General features: G+C 55.0%; 24 protein-coding genes. 4 read left to right on the top strand and 20 right to left on the bottom strand.

The window, feature by feature from the left end; genetic code table 11:
- Window positions 1-341: 341 nt before the first annotated feature.
- The 4 genes from NDI65_RS21000 to NDI65_RS20985 form a co-directional block, all read right to left on the bottom strand.
- Entirely contained in the window at window positions 342-785 is a 444-nt protein-coding gene (locus NDI65_RS21000; protein ID WP_310894297.1) for a hypothetical protein, read from the bottom strand.
- Complete coding sequence (locus NDI65_RS20995; protein WP_310894296.1) at window positions 782-1,300, bottom strand: hypothetical protein; 519 nt, start codon at window positions 1,298-1,300, stop codon at window positions 782-784. The genes NDI65_RS21000 and NDI65_RS20995 overlap by 4 nt, the downstream gene beginning before the upstream one ends.
- Before the next feature lie 448 nt (window positions 1,301-1,748).
- Window positions 1,749-2,198 carry a hypothetical protein gene (locus NDI65_RS20990; RefSeq protein ID WP_310894295.1) on the bottom strand — a complete coding sequence of 150 codons (450 nt, stop codon included), beginning with the start codon at window positions 2,196-2,198 and terminating at the stop codon, window positions 1,749-1,751.
- An 87-nt stretch (window positions 2,199-2,285) separates the two neighbouring features.
- Window positions 2,286-3,287, bottom strand: coding sequence for a DUF6610 family protein (locus tag NDI65_RS20985; protein ID WP_310894294.1), 1,002 nt, complete (start codon window positions 3,285-3,287; stop codon window positions 2,286-2,288).
- A 186-nt stretch (window positions 3,288-3,473) separates the two neighbouring features.
- On the opposite strand from NDI65_RS20985, the gene NDI65_RS20980 reads away from it, so the two are divergent.
- The gene (locus tag NDI65_RS20980) at window positions 3,474-4,718 is read left to right on the top strand and encodes a hypothetical protein (RefSeq protein ID WP_310894293.1); all 1,245 of its coding nucleotides are present in this window, start codon (window positions 3,474-3,476) and stop codon (window positions 4,716-4,718) included.
- Window positions 4,719-4,731: 13 nt separating this feature from the next.
- On the opposite strand, the gene NDI65_RS20975 is transcribed toward NDI65_RS20980, so the two are convergent.
- Together NDI65_RS20975 and NDI65_RS20970 are read right to left on the bottom strand one after the other, a co-directional pair.
- Window positions 4,732-5,016: a hypothetical protein gene (locus NDI65_RS20975; RefSeq protein WP_310894292.1), complete on the bottom strand. Its 285-nt coding sequence runs from the start codon at window positions 5,014-5,016 to the stop codon at window positions 4,732-4,734.
- 3 nt (window positions 5,017-5,019) lie between these two features.
- Window positions 5,020-5,997 (bottom strand): transcription initiation factor IIB family protein, encoded by a 978-nt coding sequence (locus NDI65_RS20970; RefSeq protein ID WP_310894291.1) that lies wholly within the window; start codon window positions 5,995-5,997, stop codon window positions 5,020-5,022.
- 203 nt (window positions 5,998-6,200) lie between these two features.
- Here NDI65_RS20970 and NDI65_RS20965 point away from each other — a divergent pair, with 203 nt between their 5' ends.
- Window positions 6,201-6,374 (top strand): hypothetical protein, encoded by a 174-nt coding sequence (locus tag NDI65_RS20965; RefSeq protein ID WP_310894290.1) that lies wholly within the window; start codon window positions 6,201-6,203, stop codon window positions 6,372-6,374.
- Between the two features lie 533 nt (window positions 6,375-6,907).
- On the opposite strand, the gene NDI65_RS20960 is transcribed toward NDI65_RS20965, so the two are convergent.
- Both NDI65_RS20960 and NDI65_RS20955 read right to left on the bottom strand, forming a co-directional pair.
- Window positions 6,908-7,336, bottom strand: a complete 429-nt coding sequence (locus NDI65_RS20960; RefSeq protein WP_310894289.1) for an SWIM zinc finger family protein — start codon at window positions 7,334-7,336, stop codon at window positions 6,908-6,910.
- Between the two features lie 166 nt (window positions 7,337-7,502).
- Window positions 7,503-7,715 (bottom strand): hypothetical protein, encoded by a 213-nt coding sequence (locus NDI65_RS20955; protein ID WP_310894288.1) that lies wholly within the window; start codon window positions 7,713-7,715, stop codon window positions 7,503-7,505.
- A 462-nt stretch (window positions 7,716-8,177) separates the two neighbouring features.
- On the opposite strand from NDI65_RS20955, the gene NDI65_RS20950 reads away from it, so the two are divergent.
- Entirely contained in the window at window positions 8,178-8,486 is a 309-nt protein-coding gene (locus NDI65_RS20950) for an immunoglobulin-like domain-containing protein (RefSeq protein ID WP_310894287.1), read from the top strand.
- A 208-nt stretch (window positions 8,487-8,694) separates the two neighbouring features.
- On the opposite strand, the gene NDI65_RS20945 is transcribed toward NDI65_RS20950, so the two are convergent.
- Window positions 8,695-9,546, bottom strand: coding sequence for a DNA-binding protein (locus NDI65_RS20945; RefSeq protein WP_310894286.1), 852 nt, complete (start codon window positions 9,544-9,546; stop codon window positions 8,695-8,697).
- Between the two features lie 641 nt (window positions 9,547-10,187).
- Between NDI65_RS20945 and NDI65_RS20940 the strand changes: the two genes are divergently transcribed.
- The gene (locus NDI65_RS20940; protein ID WP_310894285.1) at window positions 10,188-11,147 is read left to right on the top strand and encodes a hypothetical protein; all 960 of its coding nucleotides are present in this window, start codon (window positions 10,188-10,190) and stop codon (window positions 11,145-11,147) included.
- A gap of 560 nt (window positions 11,148-11,707) precedes the next feature.
- Here the strand turns inward: NDI65_RS20940 and NDI65_RS20935 are convergent.
- The 11 genes from NDI65_RS20935 to NDI65_RS20885 all read right to left on the bottom strand — a co-directional run bounded on the left by NDI65_RS20935 (window position 11,708) and on the right by NDI65_RS20885 (window position 26,301).
- Entirely contained in the window at window positions 11,708-12,235 is a 528-nt protein-coding gene (locus NDI65_RS20935) for a hypothetical protein (RefSeq protein ID WP_310894284.1), read from the bottom strand.
- A gap of 138 nt (window positions 12,236-12,373) precedes the next feature.
- Entirely contained in the window at window positions 12,374-12,895 is a 522-nt protein-coding gene (locus tag NDI65_RS20930) for a sugar-specific transcriptional regulator TrmB (RefSeq protein ID WP_310894283.1), read from the bottom strand.
- A gap of 63 nt (window positions 12,896-12,958) precedes the next feature.
- Window positions 12,959-13,552, bottom strand: a complete 594-nt coding sequence (locus NDI65_RS20925; RefSeq protein WP_310894282.1) for a helix-turn-helix domain-containing protein — start codon at window positions 13,550-13,552, stop codon at window positions 12,959-12,961.
- Between the two features lie 272 nt (window positions 13,553-13,824).
- Complete coding sequence (locus NDI65_RS20920; RefSeq protein WP_310894281.1) at window positions 13,825-14,259, bottom strand: hypothetical protein; 435 nt, start codon at window positions 14,257-14,259, stop codon at window positions 13,825-13,827.
- Between the two features lie 741 nt (window positions 14,260-15,000).
- A complete protein-coding gene (locus NDI65_RS20915; RefSeq protein WP_310894280.1) occupies window positions 15,001-16,245 on the bottom strand; it encodes a hypothetical protein in 1,245 nt (414 codons plus the stop codon).
- Window positions 16,242-16,589: a hypothetical protein gene (locus tag NDI65_RS20910; protein WP_310894279.1), complete on the bottom strand. Its 348-nt coding sequence runs from the start codon at window positions 16,587-16,589 to the stop codon at window positions 16,242-16,244. Before NDI65_RS20910 ends, NDI65_RS20915 begins: the two co-directional genes overlap by 4 nt.
- The gene (locus NDI65_RS20905; protein ID WP_310894278.1) at window positions 16,579-20,553 is read right to left on the bottom strand and encodes a conjugal transfer protein; all 3,975 of its coding nucleotides are present in this window, start codon (window positions 20,551-20,553) and stop codon (window positions 16,579-16,581) included. Before NDI65_RS20905 ends, NDI65_RS20910 begins: the two co-directional genes overlap by 11 nt.
- 69 nt (window positions 20,554-20,622) lie before the next feature.
- Entirely contained in the window at window positions 20,623-21,675 is a 1,053-nt protein-coding gene (locus NDI65_RS20900) for a hypothetical protein (protein ID WP_310894277.1), read from the bottom strand.
- Between the two features lie 2 nt (window positions 21,676-21,677).
- Window positions 21,678-23,582, bottom strand: a complete 1,905-nt coding sequence (locus NDI65_RS20895) for a transfer complex protein (RefSeq protein WP_310894276.1) — start codon at window positions 23,580-23,582, stop codon at window positions 21,678-21,680.
- A gap of 2 nt (window positions 23,583-23,584) precedes the next feature.
- Complete coding sequence (locus NDI65_RS20890) at window positions 23,585-24,634, bottom strand: hypothetical protein (protein ID WP_310894275.1); 1,050 nt, start codon at window positions 24,632-24,634, stop codon at window positions 23,585-23,587.
- Window positions 24,631-26,301: a hypothetical protein gene (locus tag NDI65_RS20885; protein ID WP_310894274.1), complete on the bottom strand. Its 1,671-nt coding sequence runs from the start codon at window positions 26,299-26,301 to the stop codon at window positions 24,631-24,633. The genes NDI65_RS20890 and NDI65_RS20885 overlap by 4 nt, the downstream gene beginning before the upstream one ends.
- Window positions 26,302-26,309 lie beyond the last annotated feature (8 nt).

Here is a 26,309-nt window from a genome sequence, read left to right as displayed (position 1 = left end):
TCAAGGTCAGAGGCCGTAAGAACGGTGTCTGGATGGTATAAACACATCATCAACACCCATCCAGACGCTTCCTGAGGATCTAACCACGACAGTCGTGGCGATCAGTTGACGTGATGGGAACTACCGATAGTACTGTGCATCTCGTCACGTCGGGTGTTGGAGTCGTCGAACGACACCACAAGCTCATCAGTTGTTGACATCAGTTACTCACGAGACATCACATAGGAAATGCCCCGCACCCAACTGGGGGATGATAAAATCTCAGTTGTCGTCTACCGCATAATCAGTGAATCGACCACAGCGACGCAAGCTGTGGATCAGCAGCTATTCTGAGATACTGACTAAAGGTCTGACGTATATGTGGGAATTACATCCTCGAAGAGTTCTTCACAACACTTCCAGAGAATTTTCGGAGGAGACTCTGTCTTGAACACGATCCCCTCGTGGTGTGGTGTCTCCATCAAAGCGGTTTGGAACTGGAAGTGGGCTGTACCGAGGTCATTGTGATCCTCGTCTTGGTGCCAGCCGCAGTGGAAGTCCAAATTGGGATCAGCGTAATCAATCCTGAACTCGTCGTGTGGGGGCCTGAGCTTCCAATGGATCTCAAGCCTCGGCGGTTCGGGGCCACTTGATGGGACGACACGCTGTGGGTCGATCTCACAAGCTAAGTACCGTTTCTGGATCGCGTCCGGTTCGAACCAGACTGAGACAACCTCAGCTTGCCGCTCCAAGATGTCTTTGAGTGTTCGATAAAGAGCCGGGTTTTCTTCGCCTGGTACACTCATGCGGAGGCAGAGCGTGGTTCACCGGGGAACCGGTCGTACAGTCGAAGTGCATCTTCAACGAGACGGCGACGCGTCGCGAGGTGATCCCATTCGCGTGCAGCCTGACGGCGTTCGCGCTCATCAACAACGTCTTCTGCATCTCCAAGGCTTGCGCGTAGTTGATTCGGCGTCTCAACGTCGTACTTAGACTTCCACGTGCGAATCTGCTCGTTCATACTTTCAAGACTCGAAGCCAGTTCATCGGGCGAATGGTTTTCGTAGAGTTCGCGCATCTCAATGAGATACTGACCGATGGGATCGGGCTCGTATGTGGTTTGCTGACCTCGTGAGTCCGCAATCAATTTCCCGTCTTCTGTGAGCCGTTTGAGGTACTTTGTGGCCGTCTCGTGGGCCACCTCAGCCTCTGCAGCGACCCAATTTGCCGTCCGAGGCTCACTTACGGTGAGCGCAACAGATTCGACACGCTCGGCCGCCGACAATGCCTCGGTCCATTTTCGGCTCGAATTATCACTCATGACTACCTCTATACGCCCAATATAGAAATAATTTGAGGTGGTTCAGATTATACCCAACTAGACGTGGTCGAAATCGGTCAGCGCTATCAGGTAGAATACAGTCTCGAAAGAAGTCTAGTATCTGCAATCCTCTCGAAAGCCCGTGAGAAAGCCGAGGTTCAACGCGTTGATAGCAAACGGCAATGCGGTCCAGGAACGCCACGTACTCCGCCTGCCGGGCGTCAGTGTAGGCATCTGTCGTGCTGTCGCTGGTCGCTCCGGAGAAGTCGTGAATGGACACAGGGAGTCACCTGCGGGACTCTGCCGCCCCGCACCCCTCTGGGGGTGAAAAAATTCACTCGGGACTCACCGAGTCAGTAGGTCCGTCATCATCTTAACCAACAAAATCGGTAGTGGCTGGACCTGTTGGTTAAGTTCGTAGTGCCTGTTCTGTCGGGCGATTCTTAGTTTAGTAGTGGACGTCCACCGGGATAATCCACATCTGCTCGTTGGACTCAAGGACACCGTACAAGAAGAGCGACGGCCCCCGGTACGCGCCAAGGTTGTAGCAGGCGTGTCGAATCAACTCTTTGTCGCGCATGATTTCCTCGGTGTTGAGGTCCTGAATCCCTTCTCGGACTCGCTCAAGATTCCGTTCGAACTCTTGTTTCGTCACCTCCCAACCACGTTCAAGCAACTCTTGGCCACTGTCTGAATCGATTGGTTCCGCGATGGGTAGCTCTCCCCAGCGTGCTTTCCCAGCGACGCTCGTCGAATCGTCGTCGAACGTCACGTAGTAGTCGAAAACGGCCCCGTATTCGGGTGAAACACCCACGAGTCGGTCGAAGACACATCGGCCCATTGCGAGTGCTTCGTCCCTCGTCGATGCCTCTACGAGCGCGTAGATTATCTGGTGCATTTTGTTATCTCGCTGGCGCTCTGAGTCGCTCTCCAACTGTCTCACGACCCATTGCGCCGGCACTCATCGCCGGCGCTAACAAAAATCTCAAACAGAAGGGATGTACACGCTTTGCTCACCATCGAGTTCCTCAAGATTGTTCTGATGTCGGTGAGTGAAATAGCAATCATAGCTGCAGTATCCACAAACCGTCCCCGTGTCATACTCAGCAACATACGGACCACGCTCAGTCTTCCAAACATTCGTCTCACAGTCAGCACAAGCCTCAGTTGTCAAGTCCGTCGGGACCGGCCCGTTGTACACGAAATTATCTGGCCCTTCCCGAGATTGAGATTCTGGCCAGACACCTTGTGTCTCCCAAAATTTTCGAACCTGTCCAAGCCCATGCCGCACGGTCTTTCTCACCGTCACGAACTCAGCATCACGACCGCTGTCGTCCCATCCCTCTGTAGTCCAGAACTCTCCGAACTGTGCTCCACGGTGGAGCCCATTCCAGTCAAGGCCGACAATATCTGCTGGAGGATCACCCGCCAGAGTTGGACACGTAAGTTGGTCAATGACGTTCAGTTGTTTAGTTGGGCTTCCCCCAAGAATATGGACACGTCGTCCCCGCCAATCTACTGGGTCTGAAAAATCGTGGGCGAGTCGGTCAGCGTATCCCCTGGAGTAGCCCACAATGAGGTCCTCAGGGACAGCGTCGATTGCCTGACGGCACTTTGGAACGATTACCAACTCTGCTTCCGGGTAACTCGCTTGTATCTCACGAGCAGCAGCAACGTACCCACCAACTTCGTCAACCTCGTACGCATCACCGATTACACCGACCTGAGGTTCGTATTCGAAAAAACGGTCAACGTATCGCTCAAGGTCGGGGTTCCGGAAGTTGTTGTCGAGCATCCCAACCGGGAGGTTGCAATCAAGAAACTGCTGTTGTTGGTAGCTACAATCTTCACGAAAGCCAGTGACAAAGCCGAGTCGAAATGCGTCTAGTGCAAATGGAACACGGTGGAGGAACGCGATATAGTTGGCTTGTCGAGCATCTGTCGTTCGGTGAGCGATGCAACTAGTCGTCGATGATTTGGATGCCATCTCGAATCAGACGGGAGAGTTCCCCGCACCCCTCCAGGGGTGAAAAACTATCAGTGAAACCAGGACAAAGGAGTACTACTGTTTCGAGACATTCGAATTTTGTTGAGGCAGTTGCTCAAACGGAATCCACTCTGATGTTGGGAAAGCTGAATATTCATGTGCTGCCTCACCAAAACAGGATATCACATGGCAAGTACGGCGCAATCGTTGACCGAACCGCGTGTCCTCGCGCACACAAAGCGCCGTCTCTTCCCGGAGGGACTCAACGAGGGATACGTCGTCGTCGACACCCAGTTTTCATCTGAACAATGGCTCGCAAGCGAATCAATCGACCCTCACATCAAAGATGAACTCGCACCGTTCAACCACGTGCGAGTCGGCTCCGGCTATCCCGACCTTGTTGGTGTACGGGTACTTGATGACGAGTTCTTGGCGGTTGACCGGCTCGACGATGAACCCCCTCTTGTGGCTGTAGAGGCGAAAGGTTACACGAGCCACGGTCATGTCGACGTCGAGCGTGGAGTTATCCAAGCGTATGACCGACTTAACGAAGCCAATGCTGTGTACGTAGCTGCACCTGCGAAAGCAATCTCTCAGTCTGCTCGAACCCTCGCCCGTGAACTCAACGTCGGCGTTCTTGGAGTTTACACAGATGGTGATGTCTCTACGCTAGAGGCCCCTCGCCTCGTCGGGAACCAAACAACGACAGAAACGAACGCAATTCGCTTTCAGGCAAGTGCACAGGGAGTTGCGAACAAATCATTCGGACTCAACCATCCCAAAAACTACCTCGCATATCCACTAGCTGTGTATCATCCAGAGCCGACTGAGGAAGTTCTCTCAACACATGTTGTGAGGGCGGTTGATGGTTCTCAAAAGGGTGCGGAATTCCTGGACCTCATCGAAGAGTATCCGAATCAGACCCGACTAACTCCACTTGGAAAGGAAGTCGTTCGGTTTGCATTGAGAGAGTACGGGTCGGTTGACGCAGCCCTTCAGACCTTCGAGACCTGGAAACGTTCACAGAAGCGGTTCTGCGACATTGCACCCAAGTGGGGGATGCTGACTCGCCAAGTCGTCTATGCCTACCCAGCGACGCAGTTACTCGTCGAAGAAATTCAACGAATGCACGAAGACTATATTGCAGAACCAACTCTTCCGCAACTCATTGAGTATCTCCACCATTTGCATCCCTCGTTTACGATTGAGTTGTTCATCCAAGGGACTGAAGCAGTGAGAAGTCGGGTACTGAATGCAGATGGTGAATTACAGCTATCAGCACTCTCTGACGGCAATGTATACCACTCCCCGACCGTATTCCAACTCAAAGCGATGCTGTACCATGCAGGAATTCTAACCACACGAGGTGCCGAACCTTCGAACTTAGACCCCACCACAGATATCTGGGCTCTTCGCGAATCGATTGTCTGAACCCTCAGCTATCCTAGCCCAATAGTTCAGCAATCACTTCCTCAAGACACAGGGTAGCCAAATGGTTCACCGAGTCAGTCGGATCGGGGCCAGCTAATTCGTCGAACGGAACGGGAGATTCGAACTGCGTTGCAATGCTCCACGGGCAGAGATCGAAATCAGCACGGATAGCAGTTGCAGCCTCATACGTGTCGTACTGCTCAGCGACAGACCGGTAGTCACCAAGCTGCTCGCTTACAAAATCGCGAACCTCCGCTGAAGACTCAAAATGAATCGTCCCGGATTGATGTCCACTCATGTTTCAACCCGATGGTTGTTCAAGACATGAACTTTCGGTAGCAGTTGTAGCTAGACTATCGAACTCGTTCAGTGTATCTCGATGGCTTCGAATCGTTGCTACGGACACGTTCGCTGCTTGACTGGCTTCTGACTGTGTGAGGTGTAAATCTGCATCTCTACTCGCTTTGTATAGGCACGCACCTGCAAATCCAGATGGATTGAGACCTGTCGTGAGACCTGCAACCTCTGCATTCGTGGCTAAATCACGTGCTCGTCGACGAACGTTCTCTGGGATTTCGAGTTCAGATGCAAGTTGAGGAACGAACTCACTCGGACGAATTGGCTGTATTGGAAGGCGAAGTTCTGTATTCAAGGTTTTATACGCGTTCGTCACCCTCGACCGCTCAACACGCGCTAATCCCGCAACGTCGGGTAGCGTTCGAAGTACGGCATTACATCGGCAGGCCCCATAGACACAACCTGCTGCAATTGCCTCGATTGACCGACCACGAAGTAGGTCCTCACTTTGAGCACTCCGGAAGAGTCGACAAGCCTGATCACGAGTCGATTCAGACAACTCAAGAGCGCCTGCAATCCGACGTACTTCACCCAATCCGTGAGCGAGATTCGCTTCAGCTTTCGATTGGAATCGTCCACGGGACTGCTCACGACGCATCCGGGCAACCTGCTGCTGTTTCTTCCCGGAAAGAGTCCGCCCTGTGGCATCTCGTTTATAGCCAATTTCTGATGAGAGGCCACGGTCATGGCGTGTTGGAGTCAGGGGAGCACCCGTTCTCTTTTGAGCCTCGTCGTCCGCTGAGAAGAGCCGCCACTCTGGCCCATGGTCTATCTGGTATTCTGAAAGAACCAACCCACAATCGTCACAAACCGTCTCAGCTGTGTTCGTTCTCACGTAGCCGCCACAATCTGGGCAGGCGTTGTTCGTGTTAGCCGGTACATCCTCATCGAAGCCACTCTCGTAGATATCTCTCGTTGCCATTGGTCATCTGCAAGGCACTCTTTGTGCGCCCCGCACCCCTTAGGGGCAAAAACAACTCAGAGAGATCTGTTGAACCCCCAGTCACTGATAGTTTGTTGAGAGCGTGCTGAATACAGAGCGCGTATGTTGTATTTCTCCTGCATCTATCAACAGCGGTTGAATCAAACAGAACTGATTTGTTTTCTTCATGAATTGCTTCCTATATGAGTAAAGACGAACCAAACTTGAAAGCCCTATTTGCGGGGACTCAGATGACGCTGGTCGCGATTTTCCTCACAGTTCTCGGGACGGTTGAAGCATTAGACTTTCTGCTAGGATTTGGAATCCTTCTTGCACTAGCTGGAACTGTGGTGGTGGGATTTGGAATCAAGCGGTGAAAGATACATCCTCTGTCTGTGTCACGCCACTTCTGTCAGACTTTGACAATTTCAACAGAGTCACTCAAGCAGGTCCAGACCCAGACAGGGAATTTCGACAGGCACCTCAGCAACGCGAACGGCGCGTATATTGACACCAACCGAATGGATAGGATTGTCGACGTCTAGGCTCTATGCCCGTAGGATTGTCTGTCTGGTCCTGCGGTGCCCCCCTACTCCCAACAGACAGAAACCAGCCAATCGCGTGCCATCAACAGCCCCAATCCCCTGCCCCCGGGGCTGTTGACGTGATCGGCGAACCCATAACTATCCCCCTTTCCACAGATCCGTACAGAGAGTCTACCAAAGCAGAGCAAGGAAACCACTCCTCTGTTCCTTAATCGATACGGACGGGCTGGGCTCGAAACAAGAATAGCAAGTCAACACGAGATGTTGACCGAGCCAGTGGTGTGCCTCTGACAACTGCAAGTGTCAGTAGTATCTATTTAATAAAAGGATTCTCATCAATTGACACAGGTTGACTCTAAGCCCGCTTAGTTCGGGAGTTCGCGCCTGCCACTATCTACACACGCCCAGCAAGGAAAGTCATCATCCAACATCTCGCAGTCGCAGTCTTCAGATTTTGAGTCATCTTCAGCCTCAGCTTCCGGTTGTTCGTTGCTCACTACACCTCCGTCTGCGACCATCTGCATTTGCTCGACGGCATCGAGGATCGGACGTCGAATTGCGACGGCGACCCGGTGTTTGCATGGTCCATTGTACTTTTCGTCCGCTGGGCACTCACACGCTTCCGGTACGCCGTCGACGATTCGTACGTTGTATTCGTGGTTCTCGGGGTCGGCATGGCTCGCATTGCGGACAAGCACATCGCCACCGAATAACGAGAATTCGAATGCCTCGTACTGGGCTCGTTTCAGGACACGCTTCGTTGGGTCGAGTCTTGCAAGTAGGGATTCAGACATGGTACTTTGAAGCGCCCAGGTGAGAGCGCCTCGCCCATCGAGGCGCTAAGAAAGTGAGGTCACTAGGTGCTCTGCCGAGTTAGCGTTTATCGAGGCTGCTGAAAATCCACAGTTTCTGTCAGAAGCCGGCGTGACACGGACAGAGGATGAGTACAGCATAGGTTCACTAGTTCGGGTTAGTGAAATGTCCAACAACTATCATATAGAACAGAAGAGTTCCAATTACACCGATTGCAGCACAGATAAATGGTATTGCTCGGATGACCACTCGATTTTCAAGACGGCCAACCACGTATAAATCCGCTAAAGTACCGAGTGAAATAACTGCCATAACCACTGCGAGGGGCATCGTATACCAGATGAGCCGATCGGGGTTCATATTAACCAACAAACATTAAGCACGGATAATGCTATAGCTCTGTCCTCTCAAACTCCGATTCTTGGAAGTCCTGATATCTCGTACGAATCGCTACGGAAGGTGAACCAGTTGCGGAATATACGCTCTTCAGCACGGCCGCAGAACCTCTCCGAGTGGTGTCAGAAGGTGCGTGCAACACTCAGAGGGTGTATTGGGCAAACCACTGTTTAACATTACCGAGACATTTTACAGTCTAATCATTAATAGAAGCACAATGAAACGGCGGACGTTGTTGGCTTCACTCGGTGTAGGTGGTGCCACACTTGCTGGGGTTGGCGCAATGAAAGTGACCAGCAAACCTCGACCCAAGTATCTAAAAAACGAACGTGTGGTCTACGAGCGTGATGACCTATATCTCGAAGTTCTACAAGACACCAATATCTCGAAGTTCTACAAGACACCATCAAACTTGGTGATGAAGTAGTGTTTCAGGTGACCAATACAGGCGATTCGAGGACAGTCCTCGGATGCAACAATCCGTGGGCCTTACAGAAACGCTCAGAGGGAGAGTGGCAAGAGGTCGCGTGGACTGGCGAAAGGTACTACCAAGCGTGCGCCACAGAACTTTCTCCCGGTAGCACTCTCGAAGAGAGCGTTGAACTCTCAAAAACGGGCCTCGAAAAGCAAGCAGGGAAGATTCACTCTGAGCTACGCCCCGGTACGTATCGGTTCTTGATTATCGGGTCATCGCCTGTCTTAGCTATCGACTTTGATGTGCTTGCTTCAGAATAGTTCAAATGGTGGGTTGACCGACTCGCGCTCTCTATTCAGCACGGCCACAGAAGCCTATCAACTACTGGGGGCTTCAACAGAGCCAGTATTACGAGTCAATGAGGTCGTGGCTGCGCGCACAGCGTCGCCGGCGCGAGCACGGAGCGGTGGGTGGGGAGGAGGGGTCGGGAGAGTGGAGTCACAAAAAGAAAACAGCCGCCTACGACGCCTACTCAGCCCACCACGCCTCGCGCTCTGGGAAACTTAGCTCGGACCATCCCGTCACAGCCACCGAGACGCGTCCACCGTACCAACTCTTCGCGACGTTCCGCATCGTCACACGCTCGCCTTCTCTCACAACCGGTTTTCTCGACTTGGACCAGACAGTGAACTTTGTTCTCCCAGTCTCGTCCTCGATGAGTCCCACCTGCTGAATCGCCGAATTCGACGACACCCACAACTGTGTCACAGTTCCAGAGATAGACACCTCACGACGACTCACCTCACTGACCGCCGCAATCGGAATCACCCGTCCCGGTGCCTGCTGCAACTCTTCGAAAGCACCCACCACCGTGCTCATCATCGACTTCCCATCTGCGACCTTCTCGGCCAACCGCCGACTAATCGCCGCTCTCGACCATCCTTCGAGCTTCGCTTGCATTCGAGCTGCCTCTCGGTTCACTTCGCCCAATTCTTCTCTCGAAAGTTGCTCACGCGGGTCTGCCTCATCGGGGTCGGCCCACCGATTCACACACCCGGCACGCTTCTTGAACTCTCTCGTTGCTTCGATGCTCATCTGTTCTGCCACAGTCGCCGTCCGCTTTTCACGATTCGACGTCTGTCTCCGGTCCCACCGGGTTTTCGTCTGCTCAATCTCCCACTCACACGCTTCCATCCGCTCTTCCTCTGCGAGGGTCAGTCCCCGTCCAACCGCTTCCGGATTGTTCAGGTCAACTTTAGCTTGAATTTCGAGTTCAACTGTGGGTCGGAACTCAGGCGTCTCACCAACTACGTCGTCGACGACTGCTCGGGGGTGTTCGGAGTGGGAAACTTCATTACCGATTTGCTTCTTAGTACTCATTGTAGTTCGGAGGCGCCTACTCAGCGTCTTCTTCCGATACCACGACTCTCCAGCCGTGGCTCTCTCACAACAGACCAACTCTTTCTGCGCACGCCTTTCGCGCCTTCACCGCGCCCTGCGGGCGCGGAAGGCGTGCGCTCGACGATGGGACAACAGCCAGCACCGCGCGCCTTGGCCTGCCCGGAGCGAGCGGCCAGCACACAAGCCGGTTTCGCGTCCGACGACCGAGTCTACGAGGGCGTCGTGACCGACAGCGCGCTTGGTGCTGGCGCACCGGGAAGGTGCGAGTGAAGCGAGACGCGACTAACAGGAGCGGCTCGTCGCGAACAGCGAGCAACGCGAGTCGTGAGCACGGAGGGTACAGGGCGGCGAGCGGGGCGTGCCGTTCGTACCACACCGGACTACCGACGTGCATTGTTGACTCCACAACAGACCACGGGTGGGATCGAAAGGGGCCGGACGCTCGGCGTGCCCCGACGACGCAAGCACCGCAGGGACGAGACGCGCAGCGAGTCGCGATCGTCGAGCGTCCGGGGGCTTTCAAAGAGTAACTATCTAACTCACTCCACCACTCCCGGAGCTTTGACTGCCCTCTTCTGTGCGACACAAAGCTTTTCCAGCATCTCTGACAGGTCTTGAGTATGCGCCGACGCGCCCTCCTCGCGGCCACCGCTTCGTCTCTCCCCGCAATAGTCGCTGGCTGTACCAGTCCCGGTGGGTTCAGTGGTAGCAACGCCGTCGCGGAAGCCCCAACAGCACGACTCAAACTGACAACGATCGCAGACGCGAAACTCCCGACGAAAGTACTCTATACAGTCCGTCCAGCGGAAGGCAACGACGCAACGGCCCAACTGTTCGACCGCATCCTCGATGGCGGCACGAAAACGAAGGCAACCCGGCCGCCACTCCCCAAGCAGCAACATATTGCCTACCAAGAGGGGGTATACGAGCTATCGTACGAAGTGGTCGAGGAAACGCTAGCCACCAGATATTCCGTGAAAGTGGATATCGTCACAGACTCAGTGATCGAGGCAGAAGCCATTCAGTTCGCAGATCTCCCCAAGGTTGATCAACAAGAATTTGCTGAACATGGGCTCGCTAATGGTGACCCGGTCGGTATCGGAACGACGTTCCTCTATACGGACACCGAGCGCGAGCAGTCTGTCCTCGTTCCCGAGTCCGAGTACTCGTACATAACCTGGGACGATGGGACTGAAGCCGAATGGGTCGTCGACGACGCCTACGACACGACGCTGAACACCTATCAATACACTGCTGAACAAGTAGCGACGGCCGCCGACTACGGCCAACAGATGCGCGAGCGGTTTACATTCGAACTTTCAAGGCTTCCAGAGGCCCAGCGAGAGATCGTCGAAAAGGCAATTGCAGACGGACAGTACACTGTCGGCCCCGACGAGACGCCGTCTGATGCACTTGTAGCACTCGCCGACCGGTTCCGAGGGCACGAACAGGCTCATGGACTCGACCAGGACGGCGAAGGTGACCTGAGCGGGTCATACCTTACACAATATCAAGACAATGTGTACTGGACCACGTTTGTCGTCCAGAGTGACGCGCTCCAAACGGCGAACTCAAACTGAACTAACTAATTAGAAACCCCGTTCTATGAACCGGTAGAACACTCGAAACGGGCACTCTCTGTTCTGAGTAGATGTCGATACCGGAACAGCAAGAGTGCCATCTCATGTGTTGGCAAGCAGTACTAGCTGTCGTGATGCTCAATAACTCGCTCTTCGAGCCAATCCAGAACGGCAAACAGAACCGATAGGTGGTGTTCTTCTTCAATCGGTGATGGCTCAACAATTTCAGTTGCATCCGGAGGAGGATGGAAGTGAGCAGTTGGAGCGTGTGGCTTTGGATGTCGGTCCCATCGACATTGCCACGTTTCACTCGACGTAGTCTCCAGATAGTGGAACGAATACGCTCCACCCTCGAACCATCGGATATCGAGTCGAACATCACTAATCGACTCTGGATACTGAGTGGGGTCAATTCGAAGTTCGAGGACACGTGGACTGAGCGAGTCTGGCCGAAACTGCCACTCGGTGATGAGTGGGTGCGTCGCTGCCCGCTGTGCCACCACATTGAGCGTCGGAATGTCGAGTGGGCCGCTTGGGCCTTCTGTCCGTTCCGTCACGGGTCAGACTCGCGCTCGGTCATCACGCATTGACTCTGCCCGGTGGACTGCTTGCTGAATGACCTGAATGTCACGACGGATGGTCCGCCACTCAGAGAGGTCCTCCCACTGCTGGTGAAGAACCTCGTGGTCATCTACCACATTTTCAGTCGTGACCACAGCGTCCGGCTCTGGAACGCCGTACTCTGCTTGGAAGCTCTGATCCTCTTCGATGAGTTCCTCAACCCGTGCACGAAGGTCACTCGGGCTGTGTCCACGGGCGAGCTGTTCGACTCGCTTCCATCGGAGGTACGAAGTGTTGCGTTTGTAGGTGGCAGGCCGTGTGTCGGTTTTTTCTGCAATGCCCATCTCGGTCAGTTGTTGGAGTGCTTGGCGGGCACCGTTCTCGGAGCAGTCTGCCCACTCTGCAAGCTGCTGTGCAGACGCCGGGTTATCCGTCCCAACGAGGATATCGTAGACACGTTGGAAGGTCGTTCGGTCCGTACGCCATTGCTCAGACGCGTCGAACGTCGGCGGACCATCGTCAGTCATACTCGTCCGTTCGCGGTCTTGGCACATATATCTTGTCTATAGCACACATTTGTGATTTTTCCCGGCCACTGGAGGAACGAAGCAGGTTGAGTGCTTCGCGGCGAATAATTGCGAAACAGCAAGTGCCCACACAGATGCCTATTCGGTTTCGGCGCTTGCACGTTGCTGGCAGGCGCGTTCATATCGCTCGCGCTCTTTGCGAGCAGTCGCCCAGTCACCAAGGTCACTGTACACGTCGTCGATGGTCCGGTCGCCGCTCTCTTCGGAAGCCCTAATGGCGTCGACAGGCGCTGGTGTAGCAGCATCGTACGTGTCTTCGTATTCGGCGATACGAGTGATCAGCTCTTTGACGCACTGCTGGAGTTCTTTGGAGGAGTGTTCAGCGGCAAGTTCGTTGATTCGACGCCACTCGAAGTAGGCGTCATTGCGCTCGTACGTCTCCGGGTGGCCGTCACGGCGCGTCACGATGCCGAGGTTGTTGAACCAGCCCAGGTACTTCCGAGCGGTTTTCGGATCACAGTCGGAGAGTTTGGCAATCGTACTCGTTGTTGTCGGCTCACGTGTCTGGTGGACCGTCCCGTAGACGCGCTGTTCGACGTCGTCACCGCGAAATGCATCCTCGAAGGGTGGTGGGTCGTCTGGTGACTCGCTGTTAGACATACCTGTTCTTGCGTGGATGAGGATACAACTCTTACTTCGAGGAATAGGTACTCAGAATAGCAGTCACGCGTCGTCGACGTCCTCGTCAACACCTTCGATATCCGCCAGTGACGCACCCGACACTTCGACGTCGAAATGTTCGAGGACCACGGGTCGGAGTGCCTGAAGGACGATTTCGGCCGCAAGTGGCGAGATGTCGAGATCACGGGCCATCAGGCGGTGCGTCACCTCCCCACGCTCACGGGCGACAGCGTAAGAGAGTGCCGTCGCGAGGCCAGCCACCCCGTGACGGTGGATGTACGTGTCGATGTCGCTGTTGGTCTCACGGCGGCCGACCGCATCGATCAGCGCCGGCGTAATCGTATACTCACGGTCACCATCAGCGGTCACGGTCAGATTAATCGGACGGGCAGCGTACATCCGGGGTTGCTCATCACGGACAACCTCGACAACACCAGCGTCAACGAGCCGATTGACGTAGGTGTAGGCTGTCCCCTGTGCGAGACCGAGGGCGTCCATCACGTCTTTGACTGGGGTCTCCTCATTGCGAGCGAGATATGCATATAACTGAGCCAGCTGTGGCTCTTCGAGGAGGTTCGCGACCGAGAGGAAGTCACGGACGATGTCACCTGTGTTCTGCTTTGAGGTACGTGACATGGGTTCTCTGTGTTGATTACAGTTTACAGCGAATCAGTAAAGAGTGTTTGGGGTAACAGTTGTTTGGCTTAACATGAGACTGTTAAAGAAGAACACGATGAGAACACGAGTCAATGCAGTCGTCATGTACTGTTCGTCCCTGAAAAACCGGGTTTTGGGCTCTGTTGAAGCCCCCAGTCGCTGATAGTTTGTCGAGACCGTGCTGAATACAGCGCGCAAGTCGGTCACTGGCCTATCGCAGTCTGGTGAGCAGGCAGAATGACAGATACAGACTATGCAAGTATCGCTTTGATTCGAGAGCCACCATAGATTCCGACAAGGATGGTAACTCGACTCAGCAGATATACAACCGCATAGATGAGACTCGTTGCGGGATGGTAGAAAAAGAGACCAACGTACGTCCCAAGCATGAGCAAAGTCCCGACTAATCTGGCCGGAAATGAATCATTTAGCCGATTAAAGTACTCACGACGCTGAACGAGATAGGGAAAACCTGCCCCGAATACTACCGCTGGAACAGCACCGAGTAGTATCGAGAGAATGGCTGACTCAGGAGCCGGGTCGAGAGTGGCAATTCGAGTCGCAGCCACGAGGAAGAAAATCAAGCCAAATAGAATAGCAGTCAAGACAGCTTGTACAGAGGCAAGAATGAACATCCTCGTTTCAGTTAAATCAACAGAGTCAACGGAAAACATCTGGAGGGTCATACTGGACAACATGGATAATGCAAGTAAAATTGTTAGGTTCGCACTCCCTTTCTAACGGATGAGTCAGGAGAAAGCAGGTGAAATGAACAAACTCGTCGTGCTGAACTCATCCTCTGTCTGTGTCACACAGTTCGTGTCACAGTATAGATGTTTTCGACAGAAGACAGTAGTACGGCTGTCTTAACCAACAGTTTCGGGGAGTCGTTACCTCCTGTTGGTTAAGATCGCCGATTGTAGAGTTGCCGCACCGGCCTCACACTGAACACGTCGCTCGCCTCAACAGGAACGCTGTGACTACGGTCGGTCGCAAGCGAATCCGTCTGCGAAAGCCGATTGACCAACTCGTTGCGCACGGACTCCCGGCTGACTGTCGTCTCATGCCACCCGAGACGCTCGTCGTAATGGCGCTTGCAGAACATCTCTGCAACGTCATCAGCTGCGATGAACTGCGTTCGCTTTGTTCCCCACACGTTCGATGAGATGTACTCTGCACCGACATCCTCGTGAGTGAGTTCGACGAGAACACACTCGACGAACGCGACAATCGAAGTGTGGTGGCGGTCGTTTGGGACAGTCAGCTTGAGGTTTGACCACGGGGAGTTGGATTGGTTCGAACTACTCAGTGGCCTCTCGTTGCTACGTGGGTGTTGCTGTTGCTCGGAATGCATGCGTTGTCTCCAGGGCACACAAGTTGCCCCGTCACCCCTGACGGGGCTATAAAACGGAGACAGCTATCTGATGCTACTCAGAGTTCCCGCTTAACAAGCGTCTCGTTCGTCCGAGTAGCGACGTCTTGTCTGATTTGTCTTCGGTGCCACCGGTTCGTTGTCCTTGTCCACGACCATCCTCGTCGCTCTGGCCCGAAGGCTCTGCACTGAGGTCCTCGACTTGCCTTTCGAGTGCTTCGATACGCTCGTTCTTCTGTTCAATCGTCACCTCAAGTTCGCTGACACGGGTAGACAACAATTGGTTCTTCTCGAGGAGATAGGCGTTCTGACGGTTGGGTTCGTCTGTATCCACGTCGGTGGTTTCTAGCTTCGACTGCGTCGATTCGTTTCTTGGACTGGGGTCGTAGTAATCTGACGTCGCCTCGGTCGCCCGCTCAATGGTCTTCTCGCCGTACGTCGACCCATCGGCATAGTGCACCTCGTCCCATTTCGCTCGAAGAAGTCCCGACTGTCGAAACAACGTGTCCATCTGTGCCGTGTCTCCCCCAGTCCAGAAGGCCAGCAGACAACACAGCGCCATGTCTGCCTCCGAGTTGCTGTCGTAGCCAGCGGTGTTCCCGTTCCACAGGCGTTCGAACTTCGCGCCGTTCGAGGCGTTCTTTGCTTTCTTCAGTAACTCGTCGTCTTCGAGGTCGACTTGGGGTGTGGTTTTGGCGTCGTCCCTGACGCTCGTATGTTCGTCACGTTCGGGGTCTTTGTTCTCTGAGTGTAGTTGGACGTATTCACGGTGAATCGCTTCGAGCGCGTCCTGTCGGCGTTTGACGTGTCCGGACGTGTCGTCGACGCGGTCGCCAGTGACGGTGAAGAAGCGAGCGGTGTCGTACAGCTCGATGTTCCCACGTCGGTTCCGTCCGTCGGGGAGGTCTCCTTTGATGAGCACGTGGTATCCTGTTCCTGATGGTGAGATTTCCGTGTAAGAGTCGAGTCGGTCGATGATGTCCTGCGCGTCCTCGTCAGTGTCGCCCGTCTCTGGGTCTCGGCAATCGTCCAAGTCGACGCCGACGATTGGGTCCTCGGCGGTGAACACAAAGCCGATTCCATCTGCCCGATTCGCTTCGACAAACGAACGTGCAGTTTCGAAATCTGACCATGTGTCTGGGTCCGTCGACGATGCGAATGAGCCATCTCCAGGGAACACCGGGATCTTCGTTTTCTTTCCGTCTCGTTTCTCACTTCGCCAACATACCCACTGGTCTCGCTCGACGAGTTCTGGTGGGGGTGTTTCCTGTGTCACAAATGTGGTAGTTTCTTTCGTCATTGGTTTACTTCCATGGTGGCCGCGCCCAGTTTGGCGCCAGAAAAAATCTCCCTGCGTTCGCTTCGCTCACTTGCACCGGCATACCCCCCATCTATACTAGTTGCTTTTTGCCGTAACAGAACCACTAAATGAGCAATAGAGGTTCTGAGATGCGGTCGTACGCCATGTACGGCATTTTCTTGAATAGGGGCCAGTGTTACGGCATTCTTGGCTTTGCCGTAACGCCACGCTGTCTTGCGTTTTTGCGGATTCTCGCGAATCGCAACTGCCAGTTGGCGTAACGCCATCTCGAAATGCGATAGAGTGGCGTTTGAAGGCGTAAACTCCCCGATTTCAGAATTCATTGTCGACACTCCGATTTGCGAGTGAAATCCCCTTGTAGCACCGAATCGCCTCCCCGTCATGGCGCTCAGTTGCCCGTTCAAATGCTATCTGATTACTGAGACGTCGACTGAACCAACTCGGTGAATCAGGAGAGATTTCGTGTTGCTTGGCCCACGTCTCATACGTCGAGTAGACGTCTGCAGCTGGGACCGAACTGCCCTCCTCTTCGACTAACCAATTGGAAACAAACTGCTGAACAACAGCATCGGAATCATCTTTCCAGTCTGCATTCTGAATCTCTTCAGAGGCTACATCTGACTGCTCGGTACTCGCAAGGAGCGTCTCGAGTGGCTTCGTTGAACCCTCATCATAGACGACCGGCTCATCATTCTCACTGAGAATGACGACTGCGTAGCTGTCCGTGTCGTACGTCGGGTTCAGTAACTCCTCTGCTGGGATGAACGGCTTATTTATTTTCACCCACTTTGCCTCAAACGCGTCCTTTGACTCATAGGCGTGAATCTCCCCACGCTCATAGACGAGATACTCTTCAACTGGACGATTGTAGCTGTAGGTTGCTGGCACGCGATCTTTCGTCACTTCGTCCCACGTAGAGACACGGAGATGCTCTGTCCCAGTTCCATCTCGGAAAACAATCTGGTCTCTCTCTTTCACCCATACAGAGCGCTTCGAGTCGTCACTCCCGGTTACTGGGCGAACAGCGGTTACGCCACCAAGTTCGGTTGCTCCCCCGTTGAACGTGAGTGGGACATCGTGGGTGTAGAATCGGGTCTCCCCGTTTGCAAGTTCACGAATCGGAGACGAGAGGACTCGGTCGAGCCGCTCGGCCCAGTAGGTCTCTGTCTCACCCGGTCGAACCACAAAGAGCGGAACTGCGTTCTCTTCTTGGGCCTTCTGGAGGTTCGTGAGTACCTTCGCTGGGTTCTTTGGGGTTGTCGTCTCGGCCTCAATTGCGAGCGGAGCTTCGAGGTCTGGATGCGTCGCTCTCGCGTCCGGTTTCTCACTCCCATCTTGGGTGAGAATCGAGACGGTGAATCCCAGCGGCGACAACGCCTGTTCGATTTCGAGGAGTGCATCGTCGTGGTCCTGTCCACCAGCAGATCGCACCTCGCCTGTATCTGGTTCTGCCTCTGTTTCACCCGCCTCTGTGAGTCGGACGATGAGTTCGTCCGCGTCGATATCGACTGTGGTGTCAAGCAGTCGCGACCGCTTGCGAATTTCGGTGAGTTCCTCGTAGGCGGGTGGCTCTGCGTCGACTCGCTCGTACAACTCTCGAAGTGTCTTGTCGACCGTCTCGACGCCGACCCACTCATTGTCATCGCGAACGCCATGGCGGAGTTGCACACTTCGGACGGTTTTCGCGATAGCGACGTCCAGATCATCGGTATGGACATCAAGGAGTTCACCAAGCTCGTCTGGTGTCCTCGCCGTTGGCTTGGGTGTCCCTCGCGGAACGCCGAACTCTTGTTGCGTCCGCTCGTGCACCCGAGAGAGCGCATCTTGTAATCGCTGTTCTTCGACGCCTGTGAGTGGTGACTCACTCTCGGGATGCCCCGCTGGAATCGGGAGTGGTTCGATGTTGAACGGATACGGACCCGTCTTGCCGAACGTCGGGCTTGGCAGCTGGGCAATCCACTCACCACGTGGGAGCGACCCAATCCGATTGGCGAATTCCTCGGGGGATAACTCCTCGAAGGCCATCGCACTCGCCAACTCGCGATCGACCTTGATCTTCCCGACGAGCAAGGTCCCGATGTTGTTGAGCAAGTTCAGATAGAGACGTCGGCCACCCTCGGCTCGCATCTGTTCGGGGAACTGCATCGCCAGTCCAACCGACAGCCGGAAGCTGCGGCCTTTCTCGAGGAGATTGTTGAGGACCGGAGAAGCGGCCACAGAGGCTGCTTCGTCGATCATGAGGTTGATTACGTAGTCGTCGGGGCGTTGGGTCAGGTCGTCCTCGTGGGTCCGCAGCGCGTCTTCTAACATCGTAAGGATGAGTCCGGTCAGGATTTTCGCCGACTCGTCGCTTAGCCCCCCAAGGTCGAACAGAATGACCTGGTTACTATCGAGGATATCTCTGAAGTCGAATTGCTGAGCGGTATTATCAAAAATCCGCCGAAGGTTGGGGTTCAGCGTGACGTACCCAAGACGATTGGTCAGCCCATCAAGGACGTTCGAGAATGTGGTCTGATCCATCGAGACTCTCCGACGGAGCTCACGCCGAGCGGCAACGTCGGTCGTCTTTGGGAGCGCGTCCTCGTTCGGATGTGGTGGGCCGGCCGCTCTGAGTTGGTCCGAGACATGTTCGAGTTGTTCGTGACCGAAGTAATCTGTATGTTCTCGGTACGTGCCATTCTCACGGCCGTATTCCTCGTCAAACAGTGCAGTGATGAGTGACTGGATGAGGATTGGAGTGGTAGTTGCACTCCGAACAACGTCTTTCCCCACGACGAGTTCGAGGATTTGCTGGTACTGGTCGGCCTTGCGCTTGACCGCGTCTATCCGTCGTACGCCACGCGAGAGCGCCGGTCGGAGGTCGAAAAACGAAAACCCAGGCAAGATCTCGGGGACTGGGAAATACAGCACGTTCTCCTCGAGATCGTCCATCCCGAAGCGCCTCCCATGGGCTCGCATGTAGTTTGCTGCCAACCCGTCGCCCTTGTGGTCGAGGACGATGACTGGGCCATCGGTGTTAGAATACGCCGAAAGGATGTCGTTGAGCAGGGCTTTTGATTTCCCGCCACCAGTGGTTGCGGCTCGAAGATAGTGTGTGACCAGCGAAGAGGGTGGAATGCACACTGGGTTGTCTTCGGGCGTGCCGTTTTCGTCGACGGGGTACCCAATCGTCATCCCCTCGCGCAACCTCGACATGTGGTCGTGGTGTGGCAAAGGCAGCGAACTCTGACTCTCCTGTTCAGAGCGCGTTCGTCGTGCGCCTTCTACGCTCAGCTCGTTTCCAGACGGGATGGTGATGAACTGCGCGAGTTCGTGGCCATTACAAATGAAATGTGGTGTGGTTTGCCCTCGACTCGTCTCAAGATCTCGATTGAGCAGTCGGTCGAACGTGTTGCGTGCGTGTTTCCGTTTCGTGCTTTCACGACGGCCATTATCTCGAAGGCGTTCACGCTCCACCTCGTAGAACTCCCCACCAATCGAGTCGAAAACCGTTTTCAGGTCATCGAGTTGGGCATCAACCACCGATTCATCTGTGTCGGTCGGCGGAACGGCGACTGCCCGGAGATTGACAGTGAATGTACGACGTGGGTTCTTGCCACCGAGTTCTTCGAGCCGTTGGGTTGTGGCATCGCTCAGGTGCTGTTGTTTCTCAGCCAACGTTCGCGTGTCGGTAAAGACGGTGCTGACGGCTTTGTCTATCCAGGTATCCGTCTGGTTCTGGAGGTTGAGCTTCCGATTCTCGGCTTTGGGTGACCAATCAGGCTTGCGCTGAAAGAGAACCTGGAAGGCGATTGGGGCTTCGACGTCTGCGAGTTCGTCGACGAGGGAAACGAGTGGGAGTGGTAGGGTATCGTCTACGAGCGGTGACTCGGAATCGTTCCGAGTGAGCAGCATCATCCAGTCATCCTTCCGCATGCTCGACCCCTTCCACCGCACACCACGTGGCGAAAGGTCATCACGAGTCAGCTCATCCGAGACGAGTTTCGACTCAACGTCGAAAGACTCCCGCGAGAGATCGAACGATGACGGGTAAATCCGCGTAAGTCGTTCTTCGAGTGTATCGAGATGAGTGTCGGCACCATAGTAGAACTCAACCGGCTCATCGGTCCCTTCGCTCAAAACGAGGAACTCAAACGTCGGTAGCGGACTCGAATGCAGCGGGTTTAGCCGCTGTGTAAACGAGGGCTGCTCGGCTGTGAGCTTGTGCAGACTCTCAAGCGCGGGGGGAATCCTGTTGGTCTGGAGTGTCTCAGAGGTTGGAGTGATTCGAATGTACTCACGGGTCATTCGAGGACACCTCTCTGAGTGGTGCCTGCGGCGGTGTGACTGTCTGGGCGGTACGGCTGGCTGACTGGATTAGTTGTCGTCATTGTCGCGAATACGAAAGATCTCAAGCAGGCGGTCCTGTGCGTCGATACATTTGTCTCGAAATACCCGGTCGTGGGGTAACCGTGCGATAATGTAGGCGGTACTCACGGTCGGTGTGAGTGCTGTGAGGAGTGATGTCGTGAGCGTCGGTAGTGAGGCTGGGGGACCGACGGCAACAGCTGTGAGTGCGAGGACGAATCCATAGCGAGCTGGGAACTCCCACAACTCACGTCGGGGTTCCCAGACCATCCGCACGAGGTCTAGTCTGAGTGCGTCTTTGATCTGGTAGGCGATGCCCAGCGACCCAACGAACCAGAGGATTCGTGCCCCGAATTGTCGCCCAGTAGGTGCGTCTTCGACCGCGACGAGGATGAGCACAACTGCACCGTACAGGCCGATAGCAGTGTAGACGGCGAGGGCGTACCACTTCGGTGGGTTCCACTCGCCAGCCCAGCCCGTGGGGTCGTTGCGCTCACGCTCAGCAATATGGGTGAAGTAGACTATTCCGAAGAGGCCGGTGAACGCCCACGCGAGTGTGGGTATGGACGTGTAGCGTACTGCAGTGATCGTTGTAATCGACTGGTCGAACCACTGCATACCCGTATCTGGGGAAACGAACAGAGTACCGATGACTGCAGCAATCAGGGGGATGAGGAGAAGTATCCCGACGAGAAGGAGTGCGAGAACCCCGAAGCGACGGGCGAAGAGGAAGCGTGCTGTTGGATCGGTGAGGTAGTCTTGGAGAATGTGGGGCAGGTTTTGGGCCTTGCCGCGAAGTGATGTGGGTGGCTGTGGTTGCTCTTCTGCACGCTTCTTTCGGACGGCTTCCTTCCAATCATCACGCTCTTCGCAGTCACGGCAGAGGACTACGTGATTCTCAACGGTGAAGACGTTACCATCCAATAGAAGGATGTTAAAATCTCCAATGTCGTTGCCATCGACAACCCTCCCGCAGGCTTCACAGTGAGAACTCTCTCTCCCCAGAGCCTGCTGAAATGATTCGAGCATTTCGTAGTCTGGCGGGGGATTATCGTCCGGCATAGCTACACCCCGTGACCGTCGTTTTGAGTGTGGTCGGGAGTCTCGATGAGTTGTGCCTCTTCCTCTAGAGCGGTTACTTTGACCGGGAACGTCCCCTCATCCTCAACCGAAACAAGTGCGTGGCTATACCCACGGTCTCGGTCGCCGGGTTTTGCGTTACGGATGAACTCTGCCTCACGAGACGTCAACCCGAGCTTCGCACGGTTCTCTTCGGACAGGCCGGGAAGCCGATAGAGAATCTTCATCGAACAGTTGTTGGCGATGGTCTCCGCTCGTGGGTGGACGAAGAAGTCCTTGAGTTCCTGGGTGATGAGGTGGATGCTCAAGTCATAGTGACGAGAGTGTCGCGTAGCACGGTCGAGCCACTGCAGACTCCCCTCGTGTTCCATGAGATAATGCGCCTCGTCGACGGCGAGGATGACGCGCTTGTCTGTCTCCTTAGCTCGCTGGTAGACGTTGTCGAAGAGCAACTGCATCATCAACGCAATTTCACGGTCCGCCTCACCTTGCTGGAGGTCAAGGTAGACAACCTTCTCACCGGAAATGTTGACCTCGGTCTCTCCGGCTAGGTTCGAGAACTCGCCATTGCCCATGAATGGGCGCATCGCCATTCGAAGGTCAGCGGCGCGTTCCTGCCACTTCTCGACTTCCAATTGGGTTGGGTCAGCCGCGTCTGTATCGACCGAGTCGAGGAACGCTGCTGCGTCCTCTGCAATCTCGGCGAGAATCGAAATCACATCGCGAATCGTCGGACTCGTATTGCCGTGTGTCGAGGGGTCTGACGTGATTCCATTGCGACGGTAGGCTTCTCGAACAGTAGTCCCGAGGACAGCGCGTTCTTTCTTGTCGAGGCCGTTGCCGACGTGAGCGAAGAACGTATCGAAGAACCCCATGACACTGCTGAAACGCTGGCTGAATGGGTCGATGTCGGGGACGTCACGCAGGACATGTGCTGGTGTCTTCCTGATTTCGAGTGGGTTCAATCCTCGGGACCCACCAACCACGATGTGTTCACCATCGAGGGCATCAGAGAGACTACGGAAGCCCTCCAGTGGGTCGATCATGATGAGAATTGTGTCGGGGTCCTTTGCGAGTTGGCGCAGGTTCAGGAGCTTCGTCCCGAACGATTTCCCCGACCCAATCTTCGCTGCAGTGAGGATATTGTAGCCGTTCTGCCTGTCGAATCGGTCCATGACGACCGGGGCGTCGGTCGTGGCGTGATAGCCGACGAGGACACCACTTTCTTCGATGAGGGTACTCGCAGAGAAGGGGAACAACGCACCAGCAGCTTTGCCTAACATCGGTGTCGTCTGTTGGAGCGTGTCCTTCGCAATCGGACTGTTACTCACAAGGCCCTCGTCCTGAGTGTAATCGACGGACTTCGTGACCAGACGCTTCTTCATCAACTCTGACTGAAGACGATTGGTCGTCTCTTTGACCTCTTTGTCCGTATCCCCACGAATAGTGAGGTAGACCGCGACCTCGAAAACCCGCTGTGAGCCATCGGTGAGTTGGGCAAGGACCTCTTTGTGCTCTTGGAGTCGGCGTTGGGTCGCCCCCAGTGAGGCACCGCCACGCTGCTCTTTCTCTCGCCTTGTTGCATCGAGATCCGTGATTGCTCGCTCGAATTGCCTGATTGCCTGCTCCGACTCACGAGGGCTGGCGTGAATGGAGATATCGATGTCAGCACTCGGGTGCGTCGTGAGCATATCGAGTAACCCGGGCGTTGCCGCTGCCGGGAAGTCCGCGAAGAACAGCGTCTTCGCCCAGCGTTCGCCCGTCTGTGTGATATCGGATTCGAGTTTGATACTAGAGGGCGCAACGTTTCGGGCGTGCACTCGAATCTGGTCGGCCTCGGTATCGTTGGCTTCGAGACTGGTGAACCGCTCGATAAGGGTTTTGAGCATCGTCAAAACCTCCCCGAATCGTCGCCAGTCACGACGGGAATCGAACGAACCCGTTCATTTCGTTGGCCTGCACTCGGTCCGTAGTGGGTGCGTTCGCCACTCCAGTACTCTTCGAGTAGTGCCGAGAGTTCGTCGGCTGAGACACGTTCAGCGTCACAGCCTTCGAGGTCACGGATACCGCTCTCGAGCGTACGGAGGCGTCGTCCCAGTTCTTCTTTCTGTCGCTCGTGGATTTCCTCGTGTGTGAGCTGAGTGCTTTCGGCTCCAAACACCCGAATGAAGCCACCAATTACGGGGACTTCACACAGTTTCGCCAGTGCACCACGATCAGCGAGTTGTACTTCACGGATGCTGACGGGGATGAGGATGTGATACTCCCGGACACAGGTACCACGGCTCTCGAACTCGGCCGGGAACCTTTCTCGGTAGACACGGATTATGTCTCCAAGAGCTGGGTTGGCAACGACGTCCGAATCGTCTAGCCGTTCACGATAGCCAGCAGTGATTCGGTCAGGTTCAACGGGTCGGGCAGTCGAATGAATCTGGAAATCAAAATCGAGTGCGTTCAGCACACTTCCAAAGGAGTTGGCCATCGCCTCCCACTCTCTATCAGTAGCGAGTGAGAGATTGGCTGGACTCACGCGAAGTGCGGCGACGAGATGACCATCAGTGCGCTCGACCAGATTCGAGATTGGCAGAAATCGCTTGACTTGCGTAAGCGAGTCGGTCTGTTTGGCGGGCGTTTCAGCGACTGCCGTTTTAGTGTGCTCTGCTCGTGAAAACATAATCATATCCGCCAACCACTGCTGTGGCGACTTGTGAGACGGCGTCACGAAGATGAACCCAACGGTCAACAGCAGGATTCCAATCGTCGCGAGGAGACCGCCGATGTTCAGCCATTGGGGAGTTGCAAGCAGAATGAATCCACAGACAACCCCTGCCGGGAAGAATAACTTCAGGTCGTTGAGACTGTAGTCGATTTCGATGCCGAAAATCTCGTCACTCGTCCCGAATTCGTCGAGGATTCGTCGAGGTGTGTCGCGGTGGCTCATTCGTTCTGCCCCCGCGTGTTGAAGACCGTTTCTCGACTCTCAGTAGTCTGTTGGGTGTACGAGTACGGGCCACCGTAGCGTTCACTTTCTACGGCTTCACGTACATCATAGAATTGTTCGTCCTCTGCACCCTGAAGAAGAATTGTCTTGTCCGAGTATGCTTTGTCGAACCGTTGGTAACCTTTGTCCAGAGTCCAATCACGGTTCGAACTCGTACCACCCACTCCTTTGAAATCGCCGTTGGGGAGGAAGTACCCCGCACGGTACTCCTGTTCATTATCTAACTCAGATCGTGTTGCGACCTTATTGAGAGATATACTGGAGGGGATACGCGAGTCCCTGAAGGAGTCTCTCGAAGCACCCATACTCGCCGTCACAGAACCACTCCGAGTAAGCCCACCTGAAGGGGTGCCCAGCGCACCGACTGCACTGGTTCCAGTCGAACTCGTGTTGTCGCTGGAAAACGGCGAGCCCACTATTGGATCTACACGCGGGCTAGAGGCAGCTGAACTCGCAGCACTCGTTGCTGCACTACTTGCTTTGCCGACCTTACTCGACGCACTCGCCAGAGTTGTCGCCGACACAGCACCGAGAACGCCAGCGGCCATCGACGAAAACGGACGCATCGAACGCATACCGACGAACAACATAATCGGCGATAAGAGTGCAATCACCCACAGACAGAGCGTCAACAGCGCATAGACACCGAGGCCGGGGACAATCGACGCGGGGCCAGGCATGGCACTCCGAGCGGCGTTGATGATGGGATACCCAAAGCCCAACACGAGTGCTGTCGGGAACGGCAAGAACGCGACGGTGACGAACAGATCACGCCCAATCTGGCCAACCCTCGAGACGATACTCAGTGGGCCGAAGTCGACCAATGAGAGGGCAATGAAGATGGGGAGTGCCGGGGCGAAAATGAACACCGACACCCACGAGAGGCCGAACACGAGCGCTATCAGGAGGAACAACACACCCGACGACAACCACACGAGGATGATGCCAAGGCCTGCGGCGGCATTGTTCCCGCCAATCGACCCGAGGTCGGCTACGAGGTCAGCACCATCTGGGGCAACAGCGAGGATCATGCCCTGCGAGAGATGCAAGACGACGGCGGCCCAGATCCACGAGGCGAGGATGAAGAACAGTCCAAACCAGCCCTTTTGTCGAAGTGTTTTGCTCCGGTGGGCTGCAGCCGACCCACCTGGGAGGATCGTCGTGAGACGCAAAAGGACCATCCCAAAGCCCCACAGGGCAAGACCGATAGGCAGCCCTTTTTCGAACCACATGTCGTAGGCAGTCCCCATCGGGGCGTTCGTGGGTCGGTCGACGAGTTCCATCTCACCATTTTGGAGGGGGACCGGCCGAGAGACGAGGAACTCAATCGACCACTCAGCGACGTCGCGAGCGAATTCAAGGTAGGCCTGTGCGATAGCTCGAATTGCATCAATGAAGCCGTTGCAGACCTGTCCACTGACGGGGTTGATGCCGCTACAGTAGTCTGCATCGTCGGCATCATCGCTGTTCTCATCACCGGACAATTGGTGGGGAGTGGTTCCGAGTTGCGCATGACTTGTAGAGGCGACGGCGAGAATGGGAACGGTCCCAGCGCTCACGATGAGCGTCAATACAACCAACACTGAGAGACGTACGTTGTGTGTCATAGAAGGGA

This window comes from Haloferax sp. S2CR25, from assembly GCF_031624535.1.
GTDB lineage: Archaea > Halobacteriota > Halobacteria > Halobacteriales > Haloferacaceae > Haloferax > Haloferax massiliensis.
The sequence above is the reverse complement of the archived record's forward strand: the minus strand, read 5'-3'. Positions and strand labels throughout refer to the sequence as shown.